This is a genomic window from Vibrio sp. Hep-1b-8, from assembly GCF_006124995.1.
GTDB lineage: Bacteria > Pseudomonadota > Gammaproteobacteria > Enterobacterales > Vibrionaceae > Vibrio.
Genome location: NZ_QEWN01000100.1, coordinates 1 through 22249, shown reverse-complemented (window position 1 = coordinate 22249; position 22249 = coordinate 1). Strand labels below are relative to the sequence as shown.

The following is a 22249-nucleotide window of genomic DNA, read 5'->3' as shown; positions in this document are numbered from 1 at the left end:
TATTATCAATAATAAGGAATATGCTTCATGGGTAGTCAATTCCGAATGGATTCCATTCCGGGTTCTTTGGTCGTAGTAGGAGGGTCCTACGAACCGTGGCTTTCAGTGTTAGAGCAGGTAGGTTGGAGATGTACTCAGTGTGGAGATTTACGAAAGGCCGATGCGTTGTTTACTGAAACAGGCCCTTGTATTGGCATCGTCGATCTAAGCCATGATGAGTTTAGTCTTAACGGTATAGCAAACCTAGTTAGCAAACATAAGCAAGTTCGCTGGTTAGCGTTTATCAGAGAGTCTCAATTGAGTTCAGATACTATCTGTCAGTTCATTGTTAACTTCTGTATCGACTTTTTTACTGCACCAATTCCAGATGCGCAGCTTCTTAGTACAATCGGACACCAGCTTGGAATGCTCAAGCTAGAGAAGAAAGTATGGCCTCATTATGGCAATCAAAGTGACATGGGAATGATTGGTGATTCTATCCCAGTAAAACGTCTCCGTGATCAGATTAAACGTATTGGTCCAACTGACGTCAGCATTCTTATATATGGTGAGAGTGGTACAGGAAAAGAGACGGTGGCTCGAGCTGTTCATCGAACGTCTGCCCGAGCAAACAAAGAATTCATCTCTGTTAACTGTCGAGCGATGTCAGAGCACCGTATTGAGAGCGATCTATTTGGTATCAATCGTGATGATTTAAGTGAACCCTCGATTCTTGAAAAAGCGCACGGAGGAACGATCCTCCTTAATGATATTTTGACTTTACCGAAATCTCAGCAGTTCAATCTGCTCAGATTCCTTCAAGAAGGTATGGTTGATACAGCATCAGGCCGTAAAGAGGTTGATGTGCGTGTTTTAGCTGCTAACTCAGCCGATATCGAAAAAGCATTGATTGATGGTGACTTCAACGAAGAGCTTTATCACTATATCAATGTATTGCGCATTAATGTCCCTAGCCTGAAAGAGCGTGCAGGAGACGTTGCAATTTTGGCTCGCCATTTCTTGCAGGAGTACTCGAAAGAGTACAATGCTCAGGCCCGCAGCTTTACTGAAGAAGCGACCCGTGCATTAACTCGCTACCATTGGCCTGGTAACGTTCGTGAACTCATGAACCAGATTAAACGAGTGGTGCTAATGTCGGATACCGTGATGTTAGATGAAATTCACCTCGATTTACCAAAGCGCAGCGATAGCCGCCGTAGCCTCAAGAGCATTCGTGAGCGCAGCGAGCGAGATGCACTACTTTTGGTTCTTGAATCGCATGCAGGGCAAGTGTCTATGGCAGCCAAAGAGCTCGGTGTATCACGTGCAACAATGTATCGTTTGTTGAACAAACATAACCTGATCTCTGATATTACTGTCTAATTGTTTGTTTTGTAAATAAAAAGCCACGTTCTTCCCGAGTGTGGCTTTTTTATTTGGCACGGATAATGCTCTGTCATACAGATATAACTAAGTTGAATGTATTATATCTAACCATCCATTTTGGTTATTTTTGGGTTAAAAAATTGTTTTAATCTTATCGACAAAAAAGGGTTGAATTTATAACCTTCATGGTTAGAATTTAACCATGAGCTAGAGCTCATACCCATCAAACTTTGGATTATTACATTAGCTAGGAGGCACACAATGAAACATATCACTGTTAAATCATTTATTTGTGTCTCTATCGATCTAACCATCTCTAAGATGGCTGACTTCAAATGCAGTGCGTTTGGCGCCGATCGAAAACTAACTGACCTAATGTAATTAGTCCGTATCCACATTTTTTAATTGGCTGCGGGAAAGCAGCGAATTAAAACACCCTATTGATCTTTATCGATTCGTTGATCTTTTCCCAGCTACCAAACTCAACTGGAGAAAACTCATGAGTCATTCTGTATATCTAAAACTAGCCACGCTATTGGTAAAAGCTGATCTACGTCGTGAAGAGAAGCAATGGAAACGCAAATTACGTCGCAGTGCGTTCGATATTCCATGGAATAATGAGCATTTGTTACGTGATATTGGTCTTGAGCTAGATGGACGCCCAATCGGCTTTTCTGAGCCAGACAGCGTTAAGGCCGAACGCCGCATTCGTCATCTTCGTCGTGTGCTAAGCGCGCGAATACCGACGTAATCAAAAGGGCAGGTGGCTTCGCCTGCCCGACTCAATTGAATACTGGAGGTGAAGAATGCAAAAAACTCAATTACATAAGTGGATTCATGGTGAACACAAAGAAAGTTACCAACCACCTAAGGTGTTTGTTATAAGCTGTTCAGACCTATCTCAATACTTGCTCGCAGTTGAATACAAGCACAAACTCGAACCAATAAGAATCGACGATGACCCCGTTCACTTTGACTCACTAGAACAAGTCAAAGATGAACTCAATCGTTTGGGAGTGGAGAGGGCATATCTTCGTTTACACAATGCTTATGATGAATGTGGTTTAGGTGATGGCCCTTCGTATCATGATCAAGAGATATTAATCACAACCCACTAAATGAAGTTGTTCTCCAAAATCTTTGCCGTAAATTGGGTTCTTAAATAAAAACCTCGCGGCAGGGTTTTTATTGGCTTTCCACTGGCACCATAGGCCTCTGTTAGAACACGACTGTTTGCTGCTTTCGGACGAAGTTGTAGTACTTCTCCGTGGCGTGCGGTGATCTGTTCAACACGACCGAGCACGATCATTTCCATTAATTCTTCCCAGTCAGTGCGCAGTTGCTGTTCTTCTTCCTCCGTTGGGGACCAGATAAGAGGAGAGCCCACTCGCCTTTCTGAAAGGGGGATCTCTCGTTCTCCTTCAACTGGAACCCAAAGCACGCGTGACAGTTTATTACGCACGTGGCTGGTTTCCCAAGTCAGGCCGTGAACACCGATCAGCGGAGCGACACAAACAAAAGTCGTTTCGAGTGGTTTTCCGATATAGCTGATCGGGATTGTCTTTAGTTCAATTCCCAGCTGTTCAAAATCTTGTTGTGGCTTGCTGCCCGCGGTTGCTCCTAGGTGCCACTCCAATAGTTGTCCAACCCATCCTTTATCTCGGCGTAGATCGGGTGGCACATCAATGTCGGCTTCTGCCGCTAACTCTTGAAAGGACATCCCCGCAATATCGCAGGCTCTGGAGAGTAACTCTTGCTCGGACTTAGGCTCTGATTTCATATCGGTTGGTGTCGATTGGTTTAATGTGCTTATTGTAGCGAATTACTTTCAAATTACGACCAACAAGCAAAGATCGAACAGTTCTAAAAATTGGTGAAAAGATCAACGTTCAACTAGTTATCCACAGGTGATGACGAAAAAAAGTGATTTTTTTGCAAGTATGTATGAATTAACAGGGGTTTAGGCAGACAAAATAGCTTGAGTTTTGGCTCGGATGATGACTCTTGATGATCGTGGTGTGGATAAATGCACTGCTGGTGGATCTTTGACCGATCTGATCATGAAGATGAATTGCTCTAACGATAGGCCTTTATGATATTTGGCTTGAATATTTAAGTTATTGTTTTTTATTTTATTTGTTTCTATTGTTTTCATGTTTTTTATGTGTTTCCTTCTCAAGCTGTATGCTTATTGATCACTTTCTCATTGATTCTTCACATACTTATACACAGAAAAGGTGAATAAATGTGGGCTATGTCTCACAACTGTGTGAGTAACCTTTGGTTTGATTAAAAGTTATCCATTTTGGGTGTCCAAAGTAATATTTTCTGTGTTAGTCACACTAGTAAGTTTGCTCATATTGGGGATATGTGGAAAAATCACTGTAATTAAGAATTTAATAGAGGTTGGCCAGTGATAGATGGCGATGGTTACCGCTTAAATGTGGGTATTGTAATCTGTAACAGCCATGGTCAGGTCTTCTGGGCAAAACGATACGGACAACACTCTTGGCAATTCCCTCAGGGAGGGATTGATGAAGGTGAAACCCCTGAACAAGCAATGTACAGGGAGTTATATGAAGAGGTTGGTCTTAGCAAAAAAGACGTAAAAATCGTAGCGACGAGTCGTCATTGGCTGAGGTACAAGTTACCTAAGCGGCTAGTTCGTTGGGATTCTAAGCCTGTTTGTATCGGCCAAAAACAGAAATGGTTTCTACTGCGTTTAGATTGTGATGAATCAAGGATCAACATGCAACGTGGTAGTTCCCCTGAATTTGATGGTTGGCGTTGGGTAAGTTATTGGTATCCAGTCAGACAAGTGGTTTCTTTTAAGCGCGATGTTTATCGTCGGGCAATGAAAGAGTTTGCATCAATGGCAATGCCATTTAAAGAACGCAGAGTGAAAGGCAAACGTAAACACAAAAGAGGATAGACATGCTTTCTCAACTAAGGGAAATAGTTGAACAAGTTTCTAAAGTCGATGAAGTTCATCAGGCTTTAGATATCTTGGTTAAACAGACATGCAGTGCGATGAGCACTGAGTGTTGCACTGTCTATCTCGCCAATGAAGAGATGCAGCGCTTAGAGTTAATGGCGACTCAAGGCCTGCGTTTCAAAGGCGATAAAATCCACATTCGCTTTAGTGAAGGTCTCGTTGGTTTGGTTAAGCGTAGTGCCGAACCTCTTAACATTGCTGAAGCCTCAAAACACCCCGATTTCAAGTATTTTTCTGAGCTTGGTGAAGAGATTTATCAAAGCTTCCTTGGCACGCCAATTATCTATCGTAAGCAAGTTCTCGGTGTATTGGTGGTTCAGCAAAAAACGCCTCGCTTATTTAATGAGATGGAGGAGTCATTCCTAGTCACGCTGGCTGCTCAGCTTGCGGTTATCATTGCACATGCCCAAACTCAGGGACATTGGCGTCTTGAGAAAAAACAGCAAGCAATACGTGGCGTACCCGCTTCATCAGGGGTAGCGATAGGTGATTTTTGGTGGGATGACACCCAGCCTGATCTGACGAATGTTTATCCTGCATCGACGCTGGATATTGAACGCGAACAAGAGTGGTTACTGTTGGCGATCGAAGAGGCGTTGAATGATTTTCGCCGAATGCGTAAGCGACTTGATAACGAGATCAATAAAGATGCGCTAGCGATTTTCGATCTGTTTACCCACCTGCTTAATGATCCTATGCTGCGTAAAGATTTAAAGGCGCAGATTCACAAGGGAGACCGAGCAGACTGGGCATTGCGTCAAGTGGTCGAATCCTACTCTAACCGTTTTGCTCGTATGTCGGATGTTTATCTCAGAGAACGAGCTCAGGACATCCGCGAATTGGGGCAACGGTTATTGTTCTTCTTGTACAACACGGATCAAGATAGAACGGTCATTGATAAACCCGTTATTTTAGTCGTTAGGGAGTTGACAGCAAGCTTGCTCGCTTCGATTCCCAAAGATAAGTTACTCGCGGTTATCTCACTGGAAGGAGCGGCCAATTCTCACGCTGCGATTCTTTCCCGTGCATTAGGCATTCCCGCGGTAATGGGGGCTAACCTTAACCCTAAAGCGATAAAAGGCAAGTTGGGTATCGTCGATGGTTACAGCGGAAAAATACTGATTTCACCAAACAAACAGTTACTACGCGAGTACCGTGCTTTAGCTAATGAAGAGCGTGAATTGGCTAACAAGGTTAATCAACGCATCGAAGACCCCGCTTTTACCAAAGACGGTGAGCGAATTGAGGTGATGTTGAACGCGGGTTTGAGTGCTGATGCCAATATTGCGATTAACCAAGGTGTCGACGGCGTAGGGCTTTATCGAACCGAGATTTCTTTCTTACTTCAACACAGGTTTCCGTCAGAAGAAGAGCAGACTCAGCAGTATCAAGCTGTGTTAGACACCTATCCAGATAAACGTGTGGTGATGCGTACCTTGGATGTGGGTGGTGATAAGGCATTGCCATATCTACCCATTGAGGAAGACAACCCATTTTTAGGCTGGCGTGGGATTCGTTTTACATTGGATCATCCAGATATTTTCTTGATGCAGATCCGCGCTATGATGCGTGCGAGTGCCACTCATCAGAATTTAAGTATCTTGTTACCTATGGTTTCTGGGGCTCAAGAGCTTGATGATGCGATTGCTCTAATAGAACGCGCTCACCAAGAAGTGGTGCTGTTAGATCAACGCATTCGTATGCCACAAATCGGAGTGATGATCGAAGTTCCATCGATGATCTATCTGCTGCCGTTGATTGCCAATAAAGTCGATTTTGTTTCTATCGGGACTAATGACTTAACTCAGTATCTACTAGCGGTTGATCGTAACAACTCACGTGTAGCGGATGTTTATGAGTCAATGCACCCTTCGGTGATCATGGCCCTTAAGCATATTCATTCGACCTGTCAGGAATTAAATATTCCAGTCTGTATCTGTGGAGAGCTCGCCGGTGACCCAATTGGCGCTTTATTGATGGTCGGTTTAGGTTACCGAAGTCTAAGTATGAATACCTCAAACGTTGCTAAGGTGAAGTACTTGTTGCGTCATACCGAAACTGGAGAATTGCAACAACTGGCTGACAAAGCTTTGATGCAACCTTATGGTCATAACATTTATACTATGATGCAGTCATTTTTTGAGGATAAGGGCTTCGCAGGCTTTATTCGAGCAGGTAACAAATAGGGTTCAATGTGTCGATAGAATTACTTTTGTCTTTTATGGCTCTCGGTGCCGTGGTCGGCGTCATGGCTGGTTTGTTGGGGATTGGTGGTGGGCTCATTGTTGTTCCAGCCTTATTGTTTATGCTCCCTGCGGCCGGTATCGATGCAAATATTAGTATGCACATTGCTCTGGCTACGTCATTAGCGAGTATTATTGCGACCTCTGGTTCATCTGCACTCAATCATTTTAGACTTGGTAATGTCGATATGTTCGTGGTCAAGTGGTTGATGCCAGGCGTGGTTGTTGGCGGGTTTTTAGGCGCGAATGTCGCCGAATGGATTCCGTCTCAACACTTACCGAGAGTCTTCGGGGTTATCGTATTGTTACTGGCTATTCAGATGTTGTTTTCTATTCATGGCAAAGCATCTAAGAGCATGCCAGGCAGCACTGTCACTATGTTTTATGGAACGGGTATTGGTGTTATTTCGAGTCTCGCTGGTATTGGTGGCGGTTCTCTATCGGTTCCGTTCTTAAACCGCCATGGTATCGAAATGCGCAAAGCAGTGGGTTCGTCGTCAGTGTGTGGTTGCCTTATCGCCATTTCAGGAATGGTCGGCTTTATTCTCCATGGTTACAAGATTGAGGATTTGCCAGCGTATAGCATTGGTTACGTTTATCTACCTGCTTTAATCGCAATTGCTTTCACCTCTATGCTCACCACGCGCATTGGTGCTAAGCTTGCTACCTCATTACCTACACCTACATTGAAAAAAATCTTTGCACTATTTTTAATGTTTGTTGCCGGAACTATGTTGCTATAACGCGCTCTCATCTTATACGTTTCGAAATAATCTGAACTTTATAAAGAGTATTAATCCTATGTCTCAGGGATATCTAACTTTTCCAAATATTGATCCAGTGCTTGTCTCCATTGGACCGCTATCTATCCGTTGGTATGGATTGATGTATTTAGTCGGCTTTGCTTTCGCGCTCTGGCTTGCCAATAGACGAGCTGATAAAGCCGATAGTGGCTGGACGCGAGAGCAGGTATCTGACTTGCTATTTGCCGGTTTCTTAGGGGTTGTGATCGGTGGCCGTGTTGGCTATGTAATTTTCTATAACTTTGACCTTTTCCTTCAAGACCCACTTTATTTATTTAAGGTCTGGACGGGGGGAATGTCGTTCCACGGTGGTCTCCTTGGTGTGATTAGCGCCATGTTCTGGTACGCAAAGAAAAATGGCCGAACCTTTTTTGGTGTCGCTGACTTTATCGCGCCGTTAGTGCCATTTGGTTTAGGTATGGGACGTTTGGGTAACTTTATGAATAGCGAACTGTGGGGACGTGTAACAGATGTGCCATGGGCGTTTGTCTTCCCTAATGGTGGTCCTTTGCCTCGCCATCCGTCTCAGCTTTATGAGATGGCGTTGGAAGGTGTGGTACTGTTCTTTATCTTAAACTGGTTTATTAAAAAAACTCGCCCGCTCGGTTCGGTGTCTGGATTGTTTCTCGCGGGTTACGGAACCTTCCGTTTCCTTGTAGAATACGTGCGCGAACCGGATGCCCACTTAGGTCTATTTGGTGGATTTATCTCAATGGGACAAATCCTCTCACTACCTATGGTGATTATCGGGATTCTGATGATGGTTTGGGCGTATAAACGTGGCCATTACAAAGATGAATTACCACAACAAGCGAAGTAAGGAATTGGTGTGAAACAGTATTTAGATCTCTGTCAGCGAATCGTTGACCAAGGTGAGTGGATTGAAAACGAACGTACTGGCAAACGTTGCCTGACCGTTATCAATGCGGATCTAACGTACAACGTGGCAAATAACCAGTTTCCATTGGTGACAACGCGAAAAAGCTTCTGGAAGGCCGCCGTTGCTGAGTTGCTTGGCTATATTCGTGGTTACGATAACGCTGAGGACTTTCGCAAACTAGGTACGAAAACGTGGGATGCAAATGCGAATCTGAATGAAGCTTGGCTAAATAACCCTTACCGTAAAGGTGACGATGATATGGGGCGCGTTTACGGCGTTCAGGGGCGAGCATGGGCCAAACCTGATGGTGGTCATATCGACCAACTGCGTAAAATTGTAGATGATCTGACTCGTGGTGTTGATGATCGCGGTGAAATTCTAAACTTCTACAACCCTGGTGAGTTCCATATGGGTTGCTTGCGTCCTTGTATGTACAGTCATCACTTCTCGTTACTGGGTGATACGCTTTATTTAAACAGTACTCAACGCTCCTGTGATGTTCCTCTTGGGCTTAATTTCAATATGGTTCAGGTCTACGTCTTTTTGGCCATTATGGCGCAAATTACCGGTAAGAAGCCGGGTCAGGCGTATCATAAGATTGTTAACGCACATATCTATGAAGACCAATTGGAGTTGATGCGTGATGTACAGTTAAAGCGTGAGCCACTAAAAGCGCCGAGCTTCCATATTAACCCTGAGATTAAGAGTCTAGAAGATTTAGAAACTTGGGTGACACTGGATGATTTTTGGGTTGAAGGTTATGAGTACCATGATCCGATTCAATATCCGTTTTCGGTGTAACACGGTTTAATTTTGAATAATGAGAAAAGGGCTCCAAGAGCCCTTTTTTTGTTTTTCAGATGGTTATTTCAGCGCGTTGGCGACAAACTTGTAGATAGGATCCGTAAGCGCAGGATTAGCGATAGCCGGACTAATAAACTTAGGAGGAATAAGGATACCGTCCTCGACCAAAGATTTTATGGTCGAGAAATAGCGTATCTCCGTTTTACCTGCCAGCAGCAAATTAAAATCCTCACCGAGTTGCTCATAGGCGTTGAGAATCTCTCTAAACCCTCCGAGATAGAGGTAATCTTTGGTATAGCCTCCGCCACGGTATACACGGCTTGTAATCGTAAATGCCGTCATATCGTCCGCTTTATACTGCTCTTTAAGTAGCATAAAGGTATTTCTAAAATCGCGGTCAACGATCATGGATTCTACTGCGACAACACGAAGTGCCAATGTTCTGAGGCGTTGCAGACTAAAGTGACCAGAAAGAAACTCACATAAGATAGCCAGCTCTTCTTGAGTAGTCGTATTGACAGGACAACCTAGACTCAGCAACTTCAGTGGTTGTGCTTGACCATTCAAAGTGGTTAACAGATGGACACCTAATTCATGGTGGGTGAGGGCGCGAAGTTCATTCGCAGAGATGCTTGCCGAAGCATTAATTTTTACTTTGGTGACTTGGCTCACCAAAATAGCGTAGCGAGTTATACAAGAAGTCCGCACAACCAATAGAACTGAGCTGATCAAGCTTATCGGCATAGGATTGAATTACTTCAGCATAGAGTGAACGGAGTTTTTCATTATCGATATTTTCGATAGGAAGAGAGTAAAGATCACGCTTGGTTTGATGAACATCAAACGTCTGCTCTTTATAGACAAAGTTAGGCTCGACAGAAAATCGATTATCGAAAAAACGCTGCCTCTCTTCGGCATAATTTTGTGGCGTTACGCTGCTTAAGATATCGATATCTTCAACGAGTGATGACAGTTGTTGATCTATTTGCCCTGCCACGGCGAGTAGTTGTTCGTTTTCTTTATGGTCCATCATAGTGTACGTCGCTGTTTTTCTTCAGTGTGTATCAGCTGATGATTTTTTACCAATGAAAACCGATCCATAAATAACAAAAAAGGAGAGCATGGGCTCTCCTTTCAGAAATCGTATTGGCTGATTATGCAGTTATTGCCAGAATCACACCAGGTAGCAAGATAAATACGGATAGTAAGTAACCTATAACGACCGTTTTATTCTTAACTGCCATATCAGAAATGAAGTCAGCACCTTTGAGAGGAATTTCACGTAGGAATGGAATTCCGTAGATTAATACTGTTGCCATGATGTTGAATACTAAGTGAACCAGAGCAATTTGAAGAGCGAATACTGCGAACTCGCCAGATACTGCTGTTGCTGCTAGTAGAGCGGTAATACAAGTACCGATGTTAGCACCTAGTGTAAATGGGTATACATCACGAACTTTTAGTACACCAGTACCAACCAGTGGAACCATCAGGCTTGTTGTTGTCGATGAAGACTGAACCAGCACAGTAACAATTGAACCAGACGTGATGCCGTGAATTGGACCACGACCAATCGCATTTTTTAGGATCTCACGCGCACGGCCAACCATTAGACTCTTCATCAACTTACCCATTACAGTAATTGCGACGAAGATAGTTGCGATACCCAGTGCGATAAGCAGGACACCACCAATCGTGTCACCAAATGTGCTTAGTGGTTCTTTCACTGCGCTAACAACGGGTTTAGTGATTGGTTTGATGAAGTTAAGACCTTTGATGCTCATATCACCCGTTGCTAGGAACGGAGAAACTAACCAATGAGAAATCTTATCTAAAATACCAAACATCATTTCAAGAGGTAGGAAGATCGCAACCGCAAGAAGGTTAAAGAAGTCGTGAATAGTTGCACTGGCAAAAGCGCGCTTAAACTCTTCTTTGCAACGAACGTGTCCTAATGAAACAAGCGTATTTGTCACTGTTGTGCCGATATTCGCACCCATCACCATAGGGATAGCTGTTTCTACCGGAAGACCGCCGGCAACGAGGCCCACGATAATTGAAGTTACTGTACTTGAAGACTGGATCAGTGCTGTTGCGACTAAGCCGATCATCAAACCTGCTACAGGGTGAGAGGCAAATTCAAATAGAACTTTAGCTTGATCGCCAGTCGCCCATTTAAAACCACTGCCAACCATCGATACCGCTAGAAGTAGCAGATACAACATGAATGCCAAGTTAGCCCAGCGCAACCAGCGAGTAGTGCTCGAAATTGGCGCCGCTGTAGTAGTAGCTTGGTTCATAATCATTTTCTCCGTGGACCGTTAATGTCTTTGTTTTGGTCTGTTGTTGAAACTGAGGCTGATGGTAGAGATGAAATATTTCAGTAATATTACAGTTCCGTGTAACCGCTTTGTTTTTCATCATTACAAACGAATATAGGTGTATTTTGAACTTTACAATTTATGTAAGATTCTGATTTTAAAGTTATTTTCGCTTAGAACGTTAGTGGTTGTTCAATGTGAGAAAAATCAAAAAAAAGGAGAAAAATCCTTTTGGTGAATCATTTATTACATTGGTTTGTAATAATTGAATTTAAAAGTTCGGTAAAACATACGGTAATCTGTAAATGTGTAAGTTTTTCCGAGTTATTGTTGTCATGCTCAGCATTTGTTATAACCTTATCCATTCGAACCAAAAGAGTCATCGCGATGTCGCATTTAAATTACAACCACCTCTATTACTTCTGGATGGTCTGCAAGCAAGGTTCTGTAACAAAAGCGGCCGATGCTCTGTTTTTGACCCCGCAGACGGTTACTGGCCAAATTAAAGCGCTTGAAGATCGAATGGACGGTAAGTTAACGAAACGCAATGGTCGCAGTATTGAACCTACAGAGCTTGGCCAATTGGTATTTAAGTATGCCGATAGAATGTTTGGCCTAAGTTATGAAATGCTCGACATCGTTAATTATAGCCAACGAGCTAACATACTCTTTGATGTTGGTGTGGCTGATGCGCTTTCTAAACGTTTGGTGAGCAAAATTTTGTTAACCACTGTGCCTGATGACAATAGCATCCATTTACGGTGTTTTGAGTCGACTCATGAAATGCTACTTGAACAGCTTTCCCAGCATAAGCTGGATATGATTTTATCTGATTGTCCGGTTGACTCGAGCCAAAGCCCTGGCCTCTATAGTAAGAAACTTGGTGAGTGCAATATGAGTTTCTTCTGTTCAGGTAATGTGGATAGTGTCAGTTTTCCTGCTGTATTAGAGCAGCGTAAATTGCTTATTCCTGGTAGTCGTACCGCAATGGGCCGCAAAGTATTACAGTGGTTTGATCGACAGGGTCTTCAAGCGAATATCCTTGGTGAGTTTGATGATGTGGCATTAATGAAAGCATTTGCCCGTTACCATCATGATGTCATCTTCTTAGCGCCGTCTATTTACGTTAAAGAAGTAGAAAGTGATCTCCCATTGCAGTTGATAGGCCATATTGATGAACTGAAAGAAGAGTATTATGTGATATTCGCTGAAAGGATGATTCAACACCCTGCTGTAAAGAATGTTTGTGATGTAGATTTTACGAGTTTATTTAATTAAACCAGATGGTTAATTAAACTGAATAGATTATTTTTCTCAGTTGAATTAATAATTTAATGATTCGCTTAAACATAATTATTAATCGTGCGAATCTGGTTAGTACAGAAGGTTAGTTATTTCTGTAAGGCTGAAAATTTTTGTCAAAGTTATGCTTGTATCAAGAGGTCATTGGTGATGGATTTACAAGAGATGGAAAAAAACTCTGCAAAGGCAGTGGTGCTACTCAAGGCGATGGCGAATGAACGACGTCTTCAGATTTTGTGCCTGCTCCATAACCAAGAGTTATCCGTTGGAGAGTTGTGCTGCAAACTGGAATTGAGCCAGTCAGCGTTGTCGCAACATTTGGCTTGGTTAAGAAGAGATGGACTGGTTCATACTCGAAAAGAAGCTCAAACGGTTTATTACACATTAAGCAGTGAAGAAGTGAAGTCTATGATTCAGTTACTACACGAGCTTTACTGTGATAATTAAGAACAGCTGATGAGCAATTAATTGCTCATTTACAAATAGCAGATATAAAAAAACCGGCCAAGGCCGGTTTTTTCTTTCACTGTATAATCAGAGTTCTATTAAAGAGCTTTGATTGCAGCAGAGAAACGAGACTTATGACGTGCAGCTTTATTCTTGTGAATAAGGCCTTTAGTAGCCATGCGGTCTAGGATTGGTGTAACTGCAGCAAAAGCTTCAGTTGCAGCAGCTTTGTCGCCTGCTTCGATAGCAGCAACAGTTTTCTTCATGTAAGTACGCATCATTGAGCGACGGCTAGCGTTGTGCTGACGACGTTTCTCAGCCTGGATAGCGCGCTTCTTAGCAGATTTACTATTTGCCAAGGGTCTAACTCCCAAAAACTTAGTTCAGTGACAATTTAAGGGCGAGGAATATCCCCTATTTGCTCTTAAATGTCAAATAATTTGTGCAAAAACCAATCGAGCCAAACAAATTTTGGATTGAAAGGTCTTCACGGTTAAGATGGCGGGGATTCTAACAGTATTTTTTTTTCAATGCTAATACTAATCTGCTCTGGTTATGACATTCCTAGTGTAAAGTAGAGCGAAATTTTTGATTCCCGAGGTAATTGTGAGTAAACGCCTACTCAAGTCTGGCATGATAGTGAGTGCCATGACCCTGATTTCTCGCGTACTTGGCCTAGTGCGAGATGTTGTTGTTGCCAACCTGATGGGGGCGGGTGCAAGCGCTGATGTTTTCTTCTTTGCCAATAAAATTCCCAACTTCCTCAGGCGTTTATTTGCTGAAGGTGCATTCTCTCAGGCATTTGTTCCTGTTCTAACGGAGTATCATGCTGCGGGAGATATGGATAAAACTCGCCAACTTATTGCGAGGGCCGCAGGTACCTTAGGGGTTCTTGTCTCGATAGTGACATTGCTTGGTGTCTTAGGTTCGGGAATCGTGACGGCTCTATTTGGTTTTGGCTGGTTTTTAGATTGGATGCATGGCGGCCCGTCGGCAGAAAAGTTTGTTCTGGCCAGCCTGATGCTCAAAATTACCTTTCCATATTTATGGTTCATCACGTTTGTCGCTCTTTCTGGGGCAATACTTAACACCATGGGGAAATTTGCCATTTCTTCATTTACCCCAGTGTTCCTCAATGTGATGATCATTTTATCGGCCTGGTTTATTGCTCCTCAGCTAGCTCAACCAGAAATTGGTTTGGCGATTGGTGTGTTCCTCGGTGGTTTAGTCCAGTTCCTTTTTCAAATCCCATTTTTGATAAAAGCAGGAGTGATGGTTAAACCTCAGTGGGGATGGCGAGATCCTGGTGTGGTCAAAATTCGCACGTTAATGATTCCAGCGTTATTTGGCGTATCAGTGAGTCAGATAAACTTGCTGTTTGACACTTTTATCGCCAGCTTCCTTCAAACGGGATCGATCAGTTGGCTTTATTACTCAGACCGCCTGCTTGAATTTCCTCTTGGCTTATTTGGTATAGCCATTGCGACAGTCATCCTACCCGCGCTGTCACGCAAACACGTCGATGCTCACAACGAAGGTTTTGCCCAGACAATGGACTGGGGCGTACGCATGGTGACACTACTGGGTATTCCCGCGATGTTGGGCTTGATGGTGCTAGCAAAACCTATGTTGATGGTACTGTTCATGCGTGGGGAATTTACGCCACAAGATGTCGAGTTTGCTTCGATGTCATTGATGGCTTATGCGTCTGGTTTACTCAACTTTATGCTGATTAAAGTTCTCGCCCCTGGTTATTATTCTCGCCAAGATACAAAAACGCCAGTGAAGTACGGCATTATCGCAATGGTAACGAACATGGTCTTCAATGCTATCTTCGCTTATTTTTATGGCTATGTCGGTCTGGCTATTGCGACGGCACTATCGGCTTTGGTCAACATGACTCTACTATATAGAGGTTTGCATATCGCAGGTGTTTACCAGTTAACACGCAAAACACTCATCTTTGTTGGCAAGCTAATTATTGCGGGTGGCTTAATGGTCACAGCGATCATGTGGCAGTTGGAAGAGATGAGTATTTGGCTGAGCTGGAGTTTAGCTCATCGCGTGATGTGGTTGTCTATGCTGATTGGTTTAGGTGCAGGCGTTTATTTGGTGGCACTTCTGGTTATGGGTATACGTTTAAAAGACTTAAAAGCAGCGACAGAGCGAACCTGATTAGTATATAATCCGTCAGTTTCACGCAATGTTAACTCTTTTAGACAGTATTTATAGCCAATAGATAGGTTTTTAGCAGTCCCCAATGGAATTGATTCGAGGTATTCACAATATCAAACCCCACCATCAAGGGTGTGTATTGACGATCGGAAACTTCGATGGTGTTCATCTTGGACATCAGGAAGTATTACGACAAGTGTCTGAACAGGCTAAGGAATTAGGTCTGCCCTCGACGGTAATGACATTCGACCCTCAGCCATTGGAACTGTTTGCTAAAGATAAAGCACCAGCGAGGCTGACACGCCTCAGAGATAAGTTTGTTCAACTGAGTAAATTGAATATTGAAAGGTTGCTTTGTGTAAACTTTAACCTTAAGTTCGCCAATCAAACCCCTGAGGCATTTATTAGTGACTTGTTGGTAGCGCGTTTGGGTGTTAAGTTTCTCGTCGTAGGCGATGATTTCTGCTTTGGTCATGGTCGTAAGGGGAACTTTGCGATGCTGCAAGAAGCAGGAAAAAAATACGGCTTTGAAGTGGTCAGCACACAAAGCTTTCGCTTAGCTGAGTTGCGGGTTAGCAGCACAGCAATACGTCGGGCATTAGCGCAAGATAAGCTTGATGAAGCTGCGCAAATGTTAGGACGTCATTATAGTATTAGTGGTCGAGTCTCTCATGGTCGTAAATTGGGTAGAACCATTGGTTTCCCTACGGCAAATATCCCACTAAAGCGTTGCGTATCTCCAGTGTCAGGTGTTTATACCGTTGAGGCATTAGGTCTTGATGATGGGCCTATCGGAGGTGTGGCGAACATTGGTAACCGACCGACGGTTAACGGTGTACGTCAGCAACTAGAAGTACATTTATTCGACTTTAAAGCCAATTTATATGGCAAACAGTTGGAAATCGTACTTTTAGATAAGATTCGAGATGAGCATAAATTTGAGTCATTCGAAGCTTTGAAACAACAAATTGAATTGGATGCTGAAGCAGCAAGGGTGTGGCTGCGTCAGCGTAAAGACCAAGCGGTTTAGTTCGCTGCTTGGCATAATGTCTAACTGTCACCCAACACAACGGAATTAAGAATCGATGAGTGAGTATAAAGATACCCTGAACCTTCCTGAAACAGGGTTTCCGATGCGCGGCAATCTGGCCAATCGTGAGCCAGAGATGCTTGAGCGTTGGAACAAAGAAGACCTTTACGGTGAAATCCGTAAAGCGAAGAAAGGCAAAAAATCTTTCGTTCTACACGATGGTCCTCCATACGCGAATGGTGACATTCACATTGGCCACGCACTAAACAAGATTCTTAAAGACATTATTATTAAATCCAAAACACTTTCTGGTTTTGATGCACCGTACATTCCAGGTTGGGACTGTCACGGCCTACCAATTGAACTAATGGTAGAGAAGAAGAAAGGCAAACCAGGCCAAAAGATCTCTGCGGCAGAGTTCCGTGAAGAGTGTCGTAAATACGCTCAAGGTCAGGTTGAAGGTCAAAAAGAGAGCTTCAAGCGTCTAGGTATCATGGGAGAGTGGGATAAGCCTTACCGCACGATGGATTTTGCTACCGAAGCAAATATCATCCGCGCGTTAGGTAAAATCGCTGACAATGGTCATCTACTGAAAGGCTTCAAGCCAGTTCATTGGTGTACGGACTGTGGTTCGGCACTTGCTGAGGCTGAAGTAGAGTACAAAGACAAAGTTTCTCCTTCGATTGATGTTCGCTTCAAAGCGACAGATGCTGCGGCTCTACTATCGAAGTTTAATCTTATTGAAGGTCATGAAGGTCATGAAGGCGAAGGCGATATCTCAATTGTTATCTGGACGACGACACCGTGGACACTGCCAGCAAACCGCGCAGTATGTTTACGCGGTGATCTAGAGTATGTACTTGTCCAAATTGAAGGTGAGTCTAAAGAGCGCATCATCGTTGCGTCTGAATTAGCGAAAGATGTCATGGACCGTGCTGGTATTGAGCACTTCCACAACCTAGGTTTTGCTAAGGGTAGCGATCTTGAATTGCTTCAGTTCAATCACCCATTCTATGACTTTACCGTGCCAGCGATCTTAGGTGATCACGTTACGACTGATTCTGGTACCGGTGTTGTTCACACAGCTCCAGGCCACGGTCAGGAAGACTTTGCAGTAGGTAACCAATACAACCTAGAAGTGGCTAACCCAGTAGGTTCAAACGGTGTTTACCTTCCTGATACAGAGCTATTTGCTGGTCAGCACGTATTTAAAGCGAACGATGCGGTCGTTGAAACGCTGAAAGAGAAAGGCGCTCTGCTACATCACCACGCTTATGAGCACAGCTACCCACACTGTTGGCGCCATAAGACTCCAATCATCTTCCGTGCAACACCTCAGTGGTTTGTATCGATGGACCAAGCAGGTCTACGTGCTAAAGCACTAGAGTCAATCAAAGGTGTGGAGTGGATGCCTGAGTGGGGTCAAAGTCGTATCGAAGGTATGATTGAAGGTCGTCCTGAGTGGTGTATCTCACGCCAACGTACTTGGGGTGTGCCGATCGCTCTATTCGTTCACAAAGAAACTGCAGAGCTTCATCCAAACACAATTGAACTGGTTGAGAAAGTTGCTCAACTTGTTGAAGAAAAAGGTATCCAAGCTTGGTGGGATCTAGAAATTTCAGAACTACTTGGTGATGACGCTGATAAATACGAGAAAGTACTTGATACTCTAGACGTATGGTTCGATTCAGGTGTTACTCACTATTCAGTAGTTGACGCTCGTGAAGAGTACAACGGCAACAGCGCAGATCTTTACCTGGAAGGTTCTGACCAACACCGTGGTTGGTTCCAGTCGTCATTGATTTCATCTATCGCGATGAAAGGTGAAGCGCCATACAAGCAAGTGTTAACGCACGGCTTCGTTGTAGATGGTCACGGTCGTAAGATGTCGAAATCGATTGGTAACGTAGTTGCACCGAAAGATGTCACGAACAAGCTAGGTGCAGATATTCTGCGTCTATGGGTTGCATCAACAGACTACACTGGCGAAGTCGCGGTATCTGATGAAATTCTTAAGCGCTCTGCTGATGCGTACCGTCGTATCCGTAACACAGCACGTTTCTTCCTGGCGAACCTAAGTGGTTTCAACCCTGCAACGGATATTGTTCCTGCAGAAGAAATGGTTGCACTTGATCGTTGGGCTGTTGGTCGCGCACTTGCCGCTCAAGAAGAGATTGTTAAAGCGTACGGCGAGTACAACACTCACGCAGTGACTCAGCGCTTGATGCACTTCTGTTCGATTGAGATGGGTTCATTCTACCTAGACGTGATCAAAGACCGTCAGTACACAGCAAAACGTGGCGGACACGCTCAACGTAGCTGTCAGACGGCGCTTTACTACATCGTAGAAGCGTTGGTACGTTGGATGGCTCCTATCATGTCGTTTACAGCGGATGAAATCTGGAATGAAATGCCAGGTGAGCGCGATAAGTTTGTTTTCACTGGTGAATGGTTCGATGGCCTGTTCGGATTGACTGAAGGTGAAGAGCTGAACAACGAGTTCTGGGCTGAGATTCAGGTGATTCGTGGTAGCGTGAACAAGCTGCTAGAAGACGCTCGTAAAGACAAGACAATCGGTGGCTCTCTACAAGCTGAAGTCACGCTATATGCCGACGATGCACTACTGGCTAAGCTAGGTAAGCTAGAAGACGAACTGCGTTTTGCACTACTGACATCAACCGCCGTGGTTAAGTCTCTAGGTGAAAAATCTCAAGCAGCACAAGCGACCGATGTTGAAGGTCTGTTTGTTGAAGTTAAAGCGACTGAAAACGAGAAGTGTGACCGCTGCTGGCACCATACTCCAGACGTTGGTACGATCGAAGGCCATGAGAAGATCTGTGGTCGTTGTGTATCGAACGTAGATGGTGAAGGCGAAGTACGTAAGTTTGCGTAACTCGCGTTAGCTTTTTGAACTTTTTTGTAATTCGATAGCCCCAGTATCTACTGGGGTTATTTTTAGGATAAAAGATGTCAAATATTCCATTAAAGCAATCAGGTGTACGTTGGCTGTGGCTAGCGGTGGTTATCTTCCTTGCGGATATCGGTATTAAGCTATTCGTGATGGATAACATGGGTTATGGCTGGGCGAATCGAATTGAGGTATTACCTTTCTTCAATTTTCTTTATGTTCATAACTATGGAGCAGCATTTAGTTTCTTAAGTGATCAAGCTGGCTGGCAACGCTGGTTATTTACCGGTATTGCATTTGCCGTAACGGGTATGCTGACTTATTGGATGAGTAAACTTCCAGCTGCAGAAAAGTGGAATAACATTGCGTATGCAATGATCATTGGTGGTGCGGTTGGTAACGTTTTCGACCGTGTTGTCCATGGTTATGTGGTTGATTACCTCGACTTCTACTGGGGCAACTATCATTGGCCAGCATTCAATCTGGCTGATACTACTATCTGTATTGGTGCTGCGATGATTATCTTAGATGGCTTTCGTAAAAAAGACGACGCCAAAGCTTAATTCGTGATGAATTGAATAACCCTAAGCGCTGTCGGTTGATTACGATGGCGCTTTTTAGTATACCCGTCTAGTTTGAATCCGAGCGCCAATTTGACGGCGACACATCTATTAAAACAATAACGACACCAAGGAAGCAGTAACGTGACTACAATCGCCCAAGATTCAGCAGTAACTTTGCACTTTACGATCAAAATGAAAGACGGGTCTGTTGCCGACAGTACCCATAACATGGGCAAACCAGCCAAACTAGTGATTGGTGATGGTAGCCTTAGTGAAAACTTTGAACAGTGTTTGCTGGGTCTTAACTCAGGTGACCAAAAGGCCATTGAACTTAAAGCTCAAGATGCGTTTGGTTTGCCAAATCCAGACAATATTCATCATATGGACCGTGCTAAGTTTGTGGGTGACGCGGAAGTGGAAGTGGGCACCATCATGGCTTTTTCTGGTCCAGACGGAATGGAAATTCCTGGCATTATTACCGAAATAGCTGGCGACTCTGTGACCGTAGATTTCAACCATCCGCTAGCAGGACAGGATGTGACTTTTGAAGTTGAGATTTTGTCAGTAGAATAACCGCCCAAAGAAGAAAACAACGCCATGAGCAATGAAATGAAAATTCTATTAGCCAACCCTCGCGGTTTTTGTGCCGGTGTTGATCGTGCGATCAGCATTGTTGAACGTGCATTAGAAATGTACCAACCACCAATCTACGTACGCCATGAGGTGGTTCACAACCGTTTTGTCGTGGAAGGCCTCAAGCAGCGTGGTGCGATCTTTGTTGAAGAGTTGCATGAAGTTCCAGATGACAATATCGTTATTTTTTCTGCTCATGGTGTGTCTCAAGCAGTACGCAAAGAGGCCAAAGAGCGTGCTCTCACCGTTTTTGACGCAACTTGTCCCTTAGTGACTAAAGTGCACATGGAAGTAGCTCGTGCGAGTCGTAAGCATATGGAGGTCGTGTTGATTGGTCATGCTGGACATCCTGAAGTTGAAGGTACAATGGGGCAATACGCCAGTGATAAAGGTGGTATGTACTTGGTGGAAACGCCAGCGGATGTAATCGCTCTTAAAGATAAGGTGCGTGATCCAAGCCACCTGCACTATGTGAGCCAAACAACGCTATCAGTGGATGAGACTGCAGATGTCATTGACGAGCTGCGTCGTGTCTTCCCTGACATTCAGGGTCCGCGCAAGGATGACATCTGTTATGCAACGCAAAATCGCCAGGACGCGGTGCGCGAAATGGCAGAGGATGTGGATGTTATGATTGTCGTCGGGTCTAAAAACTCTTCAAATTCTACTCGCCTTAAAGAACTGGCAGAAAAGCTGGGAACGCCGGGCTACCTCACTGACTGCACGGAAGACATCAAGTCGGAATGGTTTGAAGGCAAAACGAAAGTAGGGGTGACCGCGGGTGCTTCTGCTCCAGAGGAGTTGGTCAACCAAATCCTAGACCGAATAAAAGAGTTGGTCGGTGCTCGCTCGGTAGAAGAGATTCAAGGGCGTGAAGAGAATATGTTCTTTGAAGTACCGAAAGAGCTACAGATTAAGCAAATCGATTAATGTTCACAACAACAATAAGCCTGCGTTAAAGCTTAACTCCTATCACTTAACGTGTTCGCAACACACTGGATAGCAAACCGTACTGTTGCGAACAACCCCTCTGTAGCAGTGGGGTATTTTCTGATTTTTCATCATTTGTGATGGTTCACAGTCTCCTCGGTGCATTTTTTGCTTCCGGGCAACTTTTTGCTCGATCTGGGCAAGATCTTGCTCGATTCGAGCAAAAAGTTGCTCAGCTTGTATATTAACAAATGCTTAAATTATTGAAATATATACATTTTCATTTTGGCACGCTTTTTGATTAAGAGTGAGTGTTATTACACACAACCTCTAAGGATTTTACTATGCCAACTCCATGTTATATTTCTATCGACGGTGAAACTCAGGGTCTGATCACGGCGGGCGCCTGTACGGCTGACTCTATCGGTGACTCTTATGTAGAAGGTCACGAAGACGAGATGCTGGTTCAGAAGTTTGACCACGTTATTTCGGTTCCGACCGATCCTCAATCTGGTCAACCTTCTGGTCAACGCGTCCATAAACCTTTCAAGTTTACTGTCACTCTCAACAAAGCCGTACCACTGCTGTACAACGCGCTTTCTTCTGGTGAGAAGATGAAGACTGTTGAACTGAAATGGTACCGCACCTCTATCGAAGGCAAACAAGAGAACTTCTTCACCACTAAGCTAGAAAACGCGTCTATCGTCGATATCCAGTGTGAGATGCCACACTGTCAAGATCCGTCGATGTCCGACTTCACGCAAAATCTCACGGTCTCAATGTCGTACCGTAAGATCACTTGGGATCACGTCAACGCAGGTACGTCTGGTTCAGACGATTGGCGTAAACC

The 22249-nt window shown here is 44.0% G+C and carries 20 protein-coding genes and 1 pseudogene; 17 read left to right on the top strand and 4 right to left on the bottom strand.

The features are described 5' to 3' along the window. Positions 1–27: 27 nt before the first annotated feature. The 3 genes from vpsR (at position 28) to DA100_RS10720 (ending at position 2483) form a co-directional block, all read left to right on the top strand. Positions 28–1362 carry a cyclic-di-GMP-binding transcriptional regulator VpsR gene (gene vpsR / locus DA100_RS10730; protein ID WP_138972124.1) on the top strand — a complete coding sequence of 445 codons (1335 nt, stop codon included), beginning with the start codon at positions 28–30 and terminating at the stop codon, positions 1360–1362. Positions 1363–1864: 502 nt separating this feature from the next. Next, positions 1865–2116: a DUF1127 domain-containing protein gene (locus DA100_RS10725; RefSeq protein ID WP_138972123.1), complete on the top strand. Its 252-nt coding sequence runs from the start codon at positions 1865–1867 to the stop codon at positions 2114–2116. A gap of 55 nt (positions 2117–2171) precedes the next feature. Further along, the gene (locus DA100_RS10720) at positions 2172–2483 is read left to right on the top strand and encodes a DUF6482 family protein (RefSeq protein ID WP_138972122.1); all 312 of its coding nucleotides are present in this window, start codon (positions 2172–2174) and stop codon (positions 2481–2483) included. On the opposite strand, the gene mutH is transcribed toward DA100_RS10720, so the two are convergent. Continuing rightward, a complete protein-coding gene (gene mutH / locus DA100_RS10715; protein WP_138972121.1) occupies positions 2480–3145 on the bottom strand; it encodes a DNA mismatch repair endonuclease MutH in 666 nt (221 codons plus the stop codon). The two genes, DA100_RS10720 and mutH, sit on opposite strands and share 4 nt — an antisense overlap. Before the next feature lie 633 nt (positions 3146–3778). Here mutH and rppH point away from each other — a divergent pair. The 5 genes from rppH to DA100_RS10690 are packed head-to-tail and all read left to right on the top strand — an operon-like array spanning position 3779 to position 9087. After that, positions 3779–4297: an RNA pyrophosphohydrolase gene (gene rppH / locus DA100_RS10710; RefSeq protein WP_138972120.1), complete on the top strand. Its 519-nt coding sequence runs from the start codon at positions 3779–3781 to the stop codon at positions 4295–4297. Positions 4298–4299: 2 nt separating this feature from the next. Beyond that, complete coding sequence (gene ptsP / locus DA100_RS10705) at positions 4300–6546, top strand: phosphoenolpyruvate--protein phosphotransferase (RefSeq protein WP_138972119.1); 2247 nt, start codon at positions 4300–4302, stop codon at positions 6544–6546. Positions 6547–6554: 8 nt separating this feature from the next. Then, the gene (locus tag DA100_RS10700; RefSeq protein ID WP_138972118.1) at positions 6555–7346 is read left to right on the top strand and encodes a sulfite exporter TauE/SafE family protein; all 792 of its coding nucleotides are present in this window, start codon (positions 6555–6557) and stop codon (positions 7344–7346) included. 58 nt (positions 7347–7404) lie between these two features. After that, a complete protein-coding gene (gene lgt, locus DA100_RS10695) occupies positions 7405–8226 on the top strand; it encodes a prolipoprotein diacylglyceryl transferase (protein WP_138972117.1) in 822 nt (273 codons plus the stop codon). A 9-nt stretch (positions 8227–8235) separates the two neighbouring features. Next, the gene (locus DA100_RS10690) at positions 8236–9087 is read left to right on the top strand and encodes a thymidylate synthase (protein ID WP_138972116.1); all 852 of its coding nucleotides are present in this window, start codon (positions 8236–8238) and stop codon (positions 9085–9087) included. Positions 9088–9150: 63 nt separating this feature from the next. Here the strand turns inward: DA100_RS10690 and DA100_RS21615 are convergent. Together DA100_RS21615 and DA100_RS10680 are read right to left on the bottom strand one after the other, a co-directional pair. Then, positions 9151–10123, bottom strand: a pseudogene (locus DA100_RS21615) (tyrosine/phenylalanine carboxypeptidase domain-containing protein). Between the two features lie 121 nt (positions 10124–10244). After that, complete coding sequence (locus DA100_RS10680; protein ID WP_138972115.1) at positions 10245–11390, bottom strand: Na/Pi symporter; 1146 nt, start codon at positions 11388–11390, stop codon at positions 10245–10247. A 408-nt stretch (positions 11391–11798) separates the two neighbouring features. Here DA100_RS10680 and nhaR point away from each other — a divergent pair, with 408 nt between their 5' ends. Together nhaR and DA100_RS10670 are read left to right on the top strand one after the other, a co-directional pair. Beyond that, positions 11799–12689 carry a transcriptional activator NhaR gene (gene nhaR, locus DA100_RS10675; RefSeq protein ID WP_138972114.1) on the top strand — a complete coding sequence of 297 codons (891 nt, stop codon included), beginning with the start codon at positions 11799–11801 and terminating at the stop codon, positions 12687–12689. Positions 12690–12863: 174 nt separating this feature from the next. Further along, a complete protein-coding gene (locus DA100_RS10670) occupies positions 12864–13160 on the top strand; it encodes a metalloregulator ArsR/SmtB family transcription factor (protein WP_138972113.1) in 297 nt (98 codons plus the stop codon). A gap of 98 nt (positions 13161–13258) precedes the next feature. On the opposite strand, the gene rpsT is transcribed toward DA100_RS10670, so the two are convergent. Further along, positions 13259–13519 (bottom strand): 30S ribosomal protein S20, encoded by a 261-nt coding sequence (rpsT, locus tag DA100_RS10665; protein ID WP_021705632.1) that lies wholly within the window; start codon positions 13517–13519, stop codon positions 13259–13261. A 247-nt stretch (positions 13520–13766) separates the two neighbouring features. Here rpsT and murJ point away from each other — a divergent pair, with 247 nt between their 5' ends. From murJ to DA100_RS10630, 7 genes are all read left to right on the top strand, one after another. Beyond that, on the top strand, positions 13767–15335 hold the full coding sequence (gene murJ / locus DA100_RS10660; RefSeq protein WP_138972112.1) for a murein biosynthesis integral membrane protein MurJ: 1569 nt from the start codon (positions 13767–13769) through the stop codon (positions 15333–15335). An 85-nt stretch (positions 15336–15420) separates the two neighbouring features. Further along, positions 15421–16365, top strand: a complete 945-nt coding sequence (gene ribF, locus DA100_RS10655; protein ID WP_138972111.1) for a bifunctional riboflavin kinase/FAD synthetase — start codon at positions 15421–15423, stop codon at positions 16363–16365. Between the two features lie 55 nt (positions 16366–16420). After that, the gene (gene ileS, locus DA100_RS10650; RefSeq protein ID WP_138972110.1) at positions 16421–19258 is read left to right on the top strand and encodes an isoleucine--tRNA ligase; all 2838 of its coding nucleotides are present in this window, start codon (positions 16421–16423) and stop codon (positions 19256–19258) included. Between the two features lie 74 nt (positions 19259–19332). Beyond that, positions 19333–19836, top strand: a complete 504-nt coding sequence (gene lspA, locus DA100_RS10645) for a signal peptidase II (protein ID WP_138972109.1) — start codon at positions 19333–19335, stop codon at positions 19834–19836. 141 nt (positions 19837–19977) lie between these two features. Then, the gene (gene fkpB, locus DA100_RS10640) at positions 19978–20409 is read left to right on the top strand and encodes an FKBP-type peptidyl-prolyl cis-trans isomerase (protein WP_138972108.1); all 432 of its coding nucleotides are present in this window, start codon (positions 19978–19980) and stop codon (positions 20407–20409) included. 24 nt (positions 20410–20433) lie between these two features. Further along, the gene (gene ispH, locus DA100_RS10635; protein ID WP_171052205.1) at positions 20434–21399 is read left to right on the top strand and encodes a 4-hydroxy-3-methylbut-2-enyl diphosphate reductase; all 966 of its coding nucleotides are present in this window, start codon (positions 20434–20436) and stop codon (positions 21397–21399) included. Between the two features lie 344 nt (positions 21400–21743). Then, a partial coding sequence (locus DA100_RS10630) for an Hcp family type VI secretion system effector (RefSeq protein ID WP_138972106.1) occupies positions 21744–22249 on the top strand: 506 nt, incomplete at its 3' end.

Coding starts and splice junctions, on each gene's coding strand:
- vpsR (WP_138972124.1), top strand. CDS start 28: ATGGGTAGTCAATTCCGAATGGATTCCATTCCGGGTTCTTTGGTCGTA.
- DA100_RS10725 (WP_138972123.1), top strand. CDS start 1,865: ATGAGTCATTCTGTATATCTAAAACTAGCCACGCTATTGGTAAAAGCT.
- DA100_RS10720 (WP_138972122.1), top strand. CDS start 2,172: ATGCAAAAAACTCAATTACATAAGTGGATTCATGGTGAACACAAAGAA.
- mutH (WP_138972121.1), bottom strand. CDS start 3,145: ATGAAATCAGAGCCTAAGTCCGAGCAAGAGTTACTCTCCAGAGCCTGC.
- ptsP (WP_138972119.1), top strand. CDS start 4,300: ATGCTTTCTCAACTAAGGGAAATAGTTGAACAAGTTTCTAAAGTCGAT.
- lgt (WP_138972117.1), top strand. CDS start 7,405: ATGTCTCAGGGATATCTAACTTTTCCAAATATTGATCCAGTGCTTGTC.
- DA100_RS10680 (WP_138972115.1), bottom strand. CDS start 11,390: ATGAACCAAGCTACTACTACAGCGGCGCCAATTTCGAGCACTACTCGC.
- nhaR (WP_138972114.1), top strand. CDS start 11,799: ATGTCGCATTTAAATTACAACCACCTCTATTACTTCTGGATGGTCTGC.
- DA100_RS10670 (WP_138972113.1), top strand. CDS start 12,864: ATGGATTTACAAGAGATGGAAAAAAACTCTGCAAAGGCAGTGGTGCTA.
- ribF (WP_138972111.1), top strand. CDS start 15,421: ATGGAATTGATTCGAGGTATTCACAATATCAAACCCCACCATCAAGGG.
- ileS (WP_138972110.1), top strand. CDS start 16,421: ATGAGTGAGTATAAAGATACCCTGAACCTTCCTGAAACAGGGTTTCCG.
- lspA (WP_138972109.1), top strand. CDS start 19,333: ATGTCAAATATTCCATTAAAGCAATCAGGTGTACGTTGGCTGTGGCTA.
- ispH (WP_171052205.1), top strand. CDS start 20,434: ATGAGCAATGAAATGAAAATTCTATTAGCCAACCCTCGCGGTTTTTGT.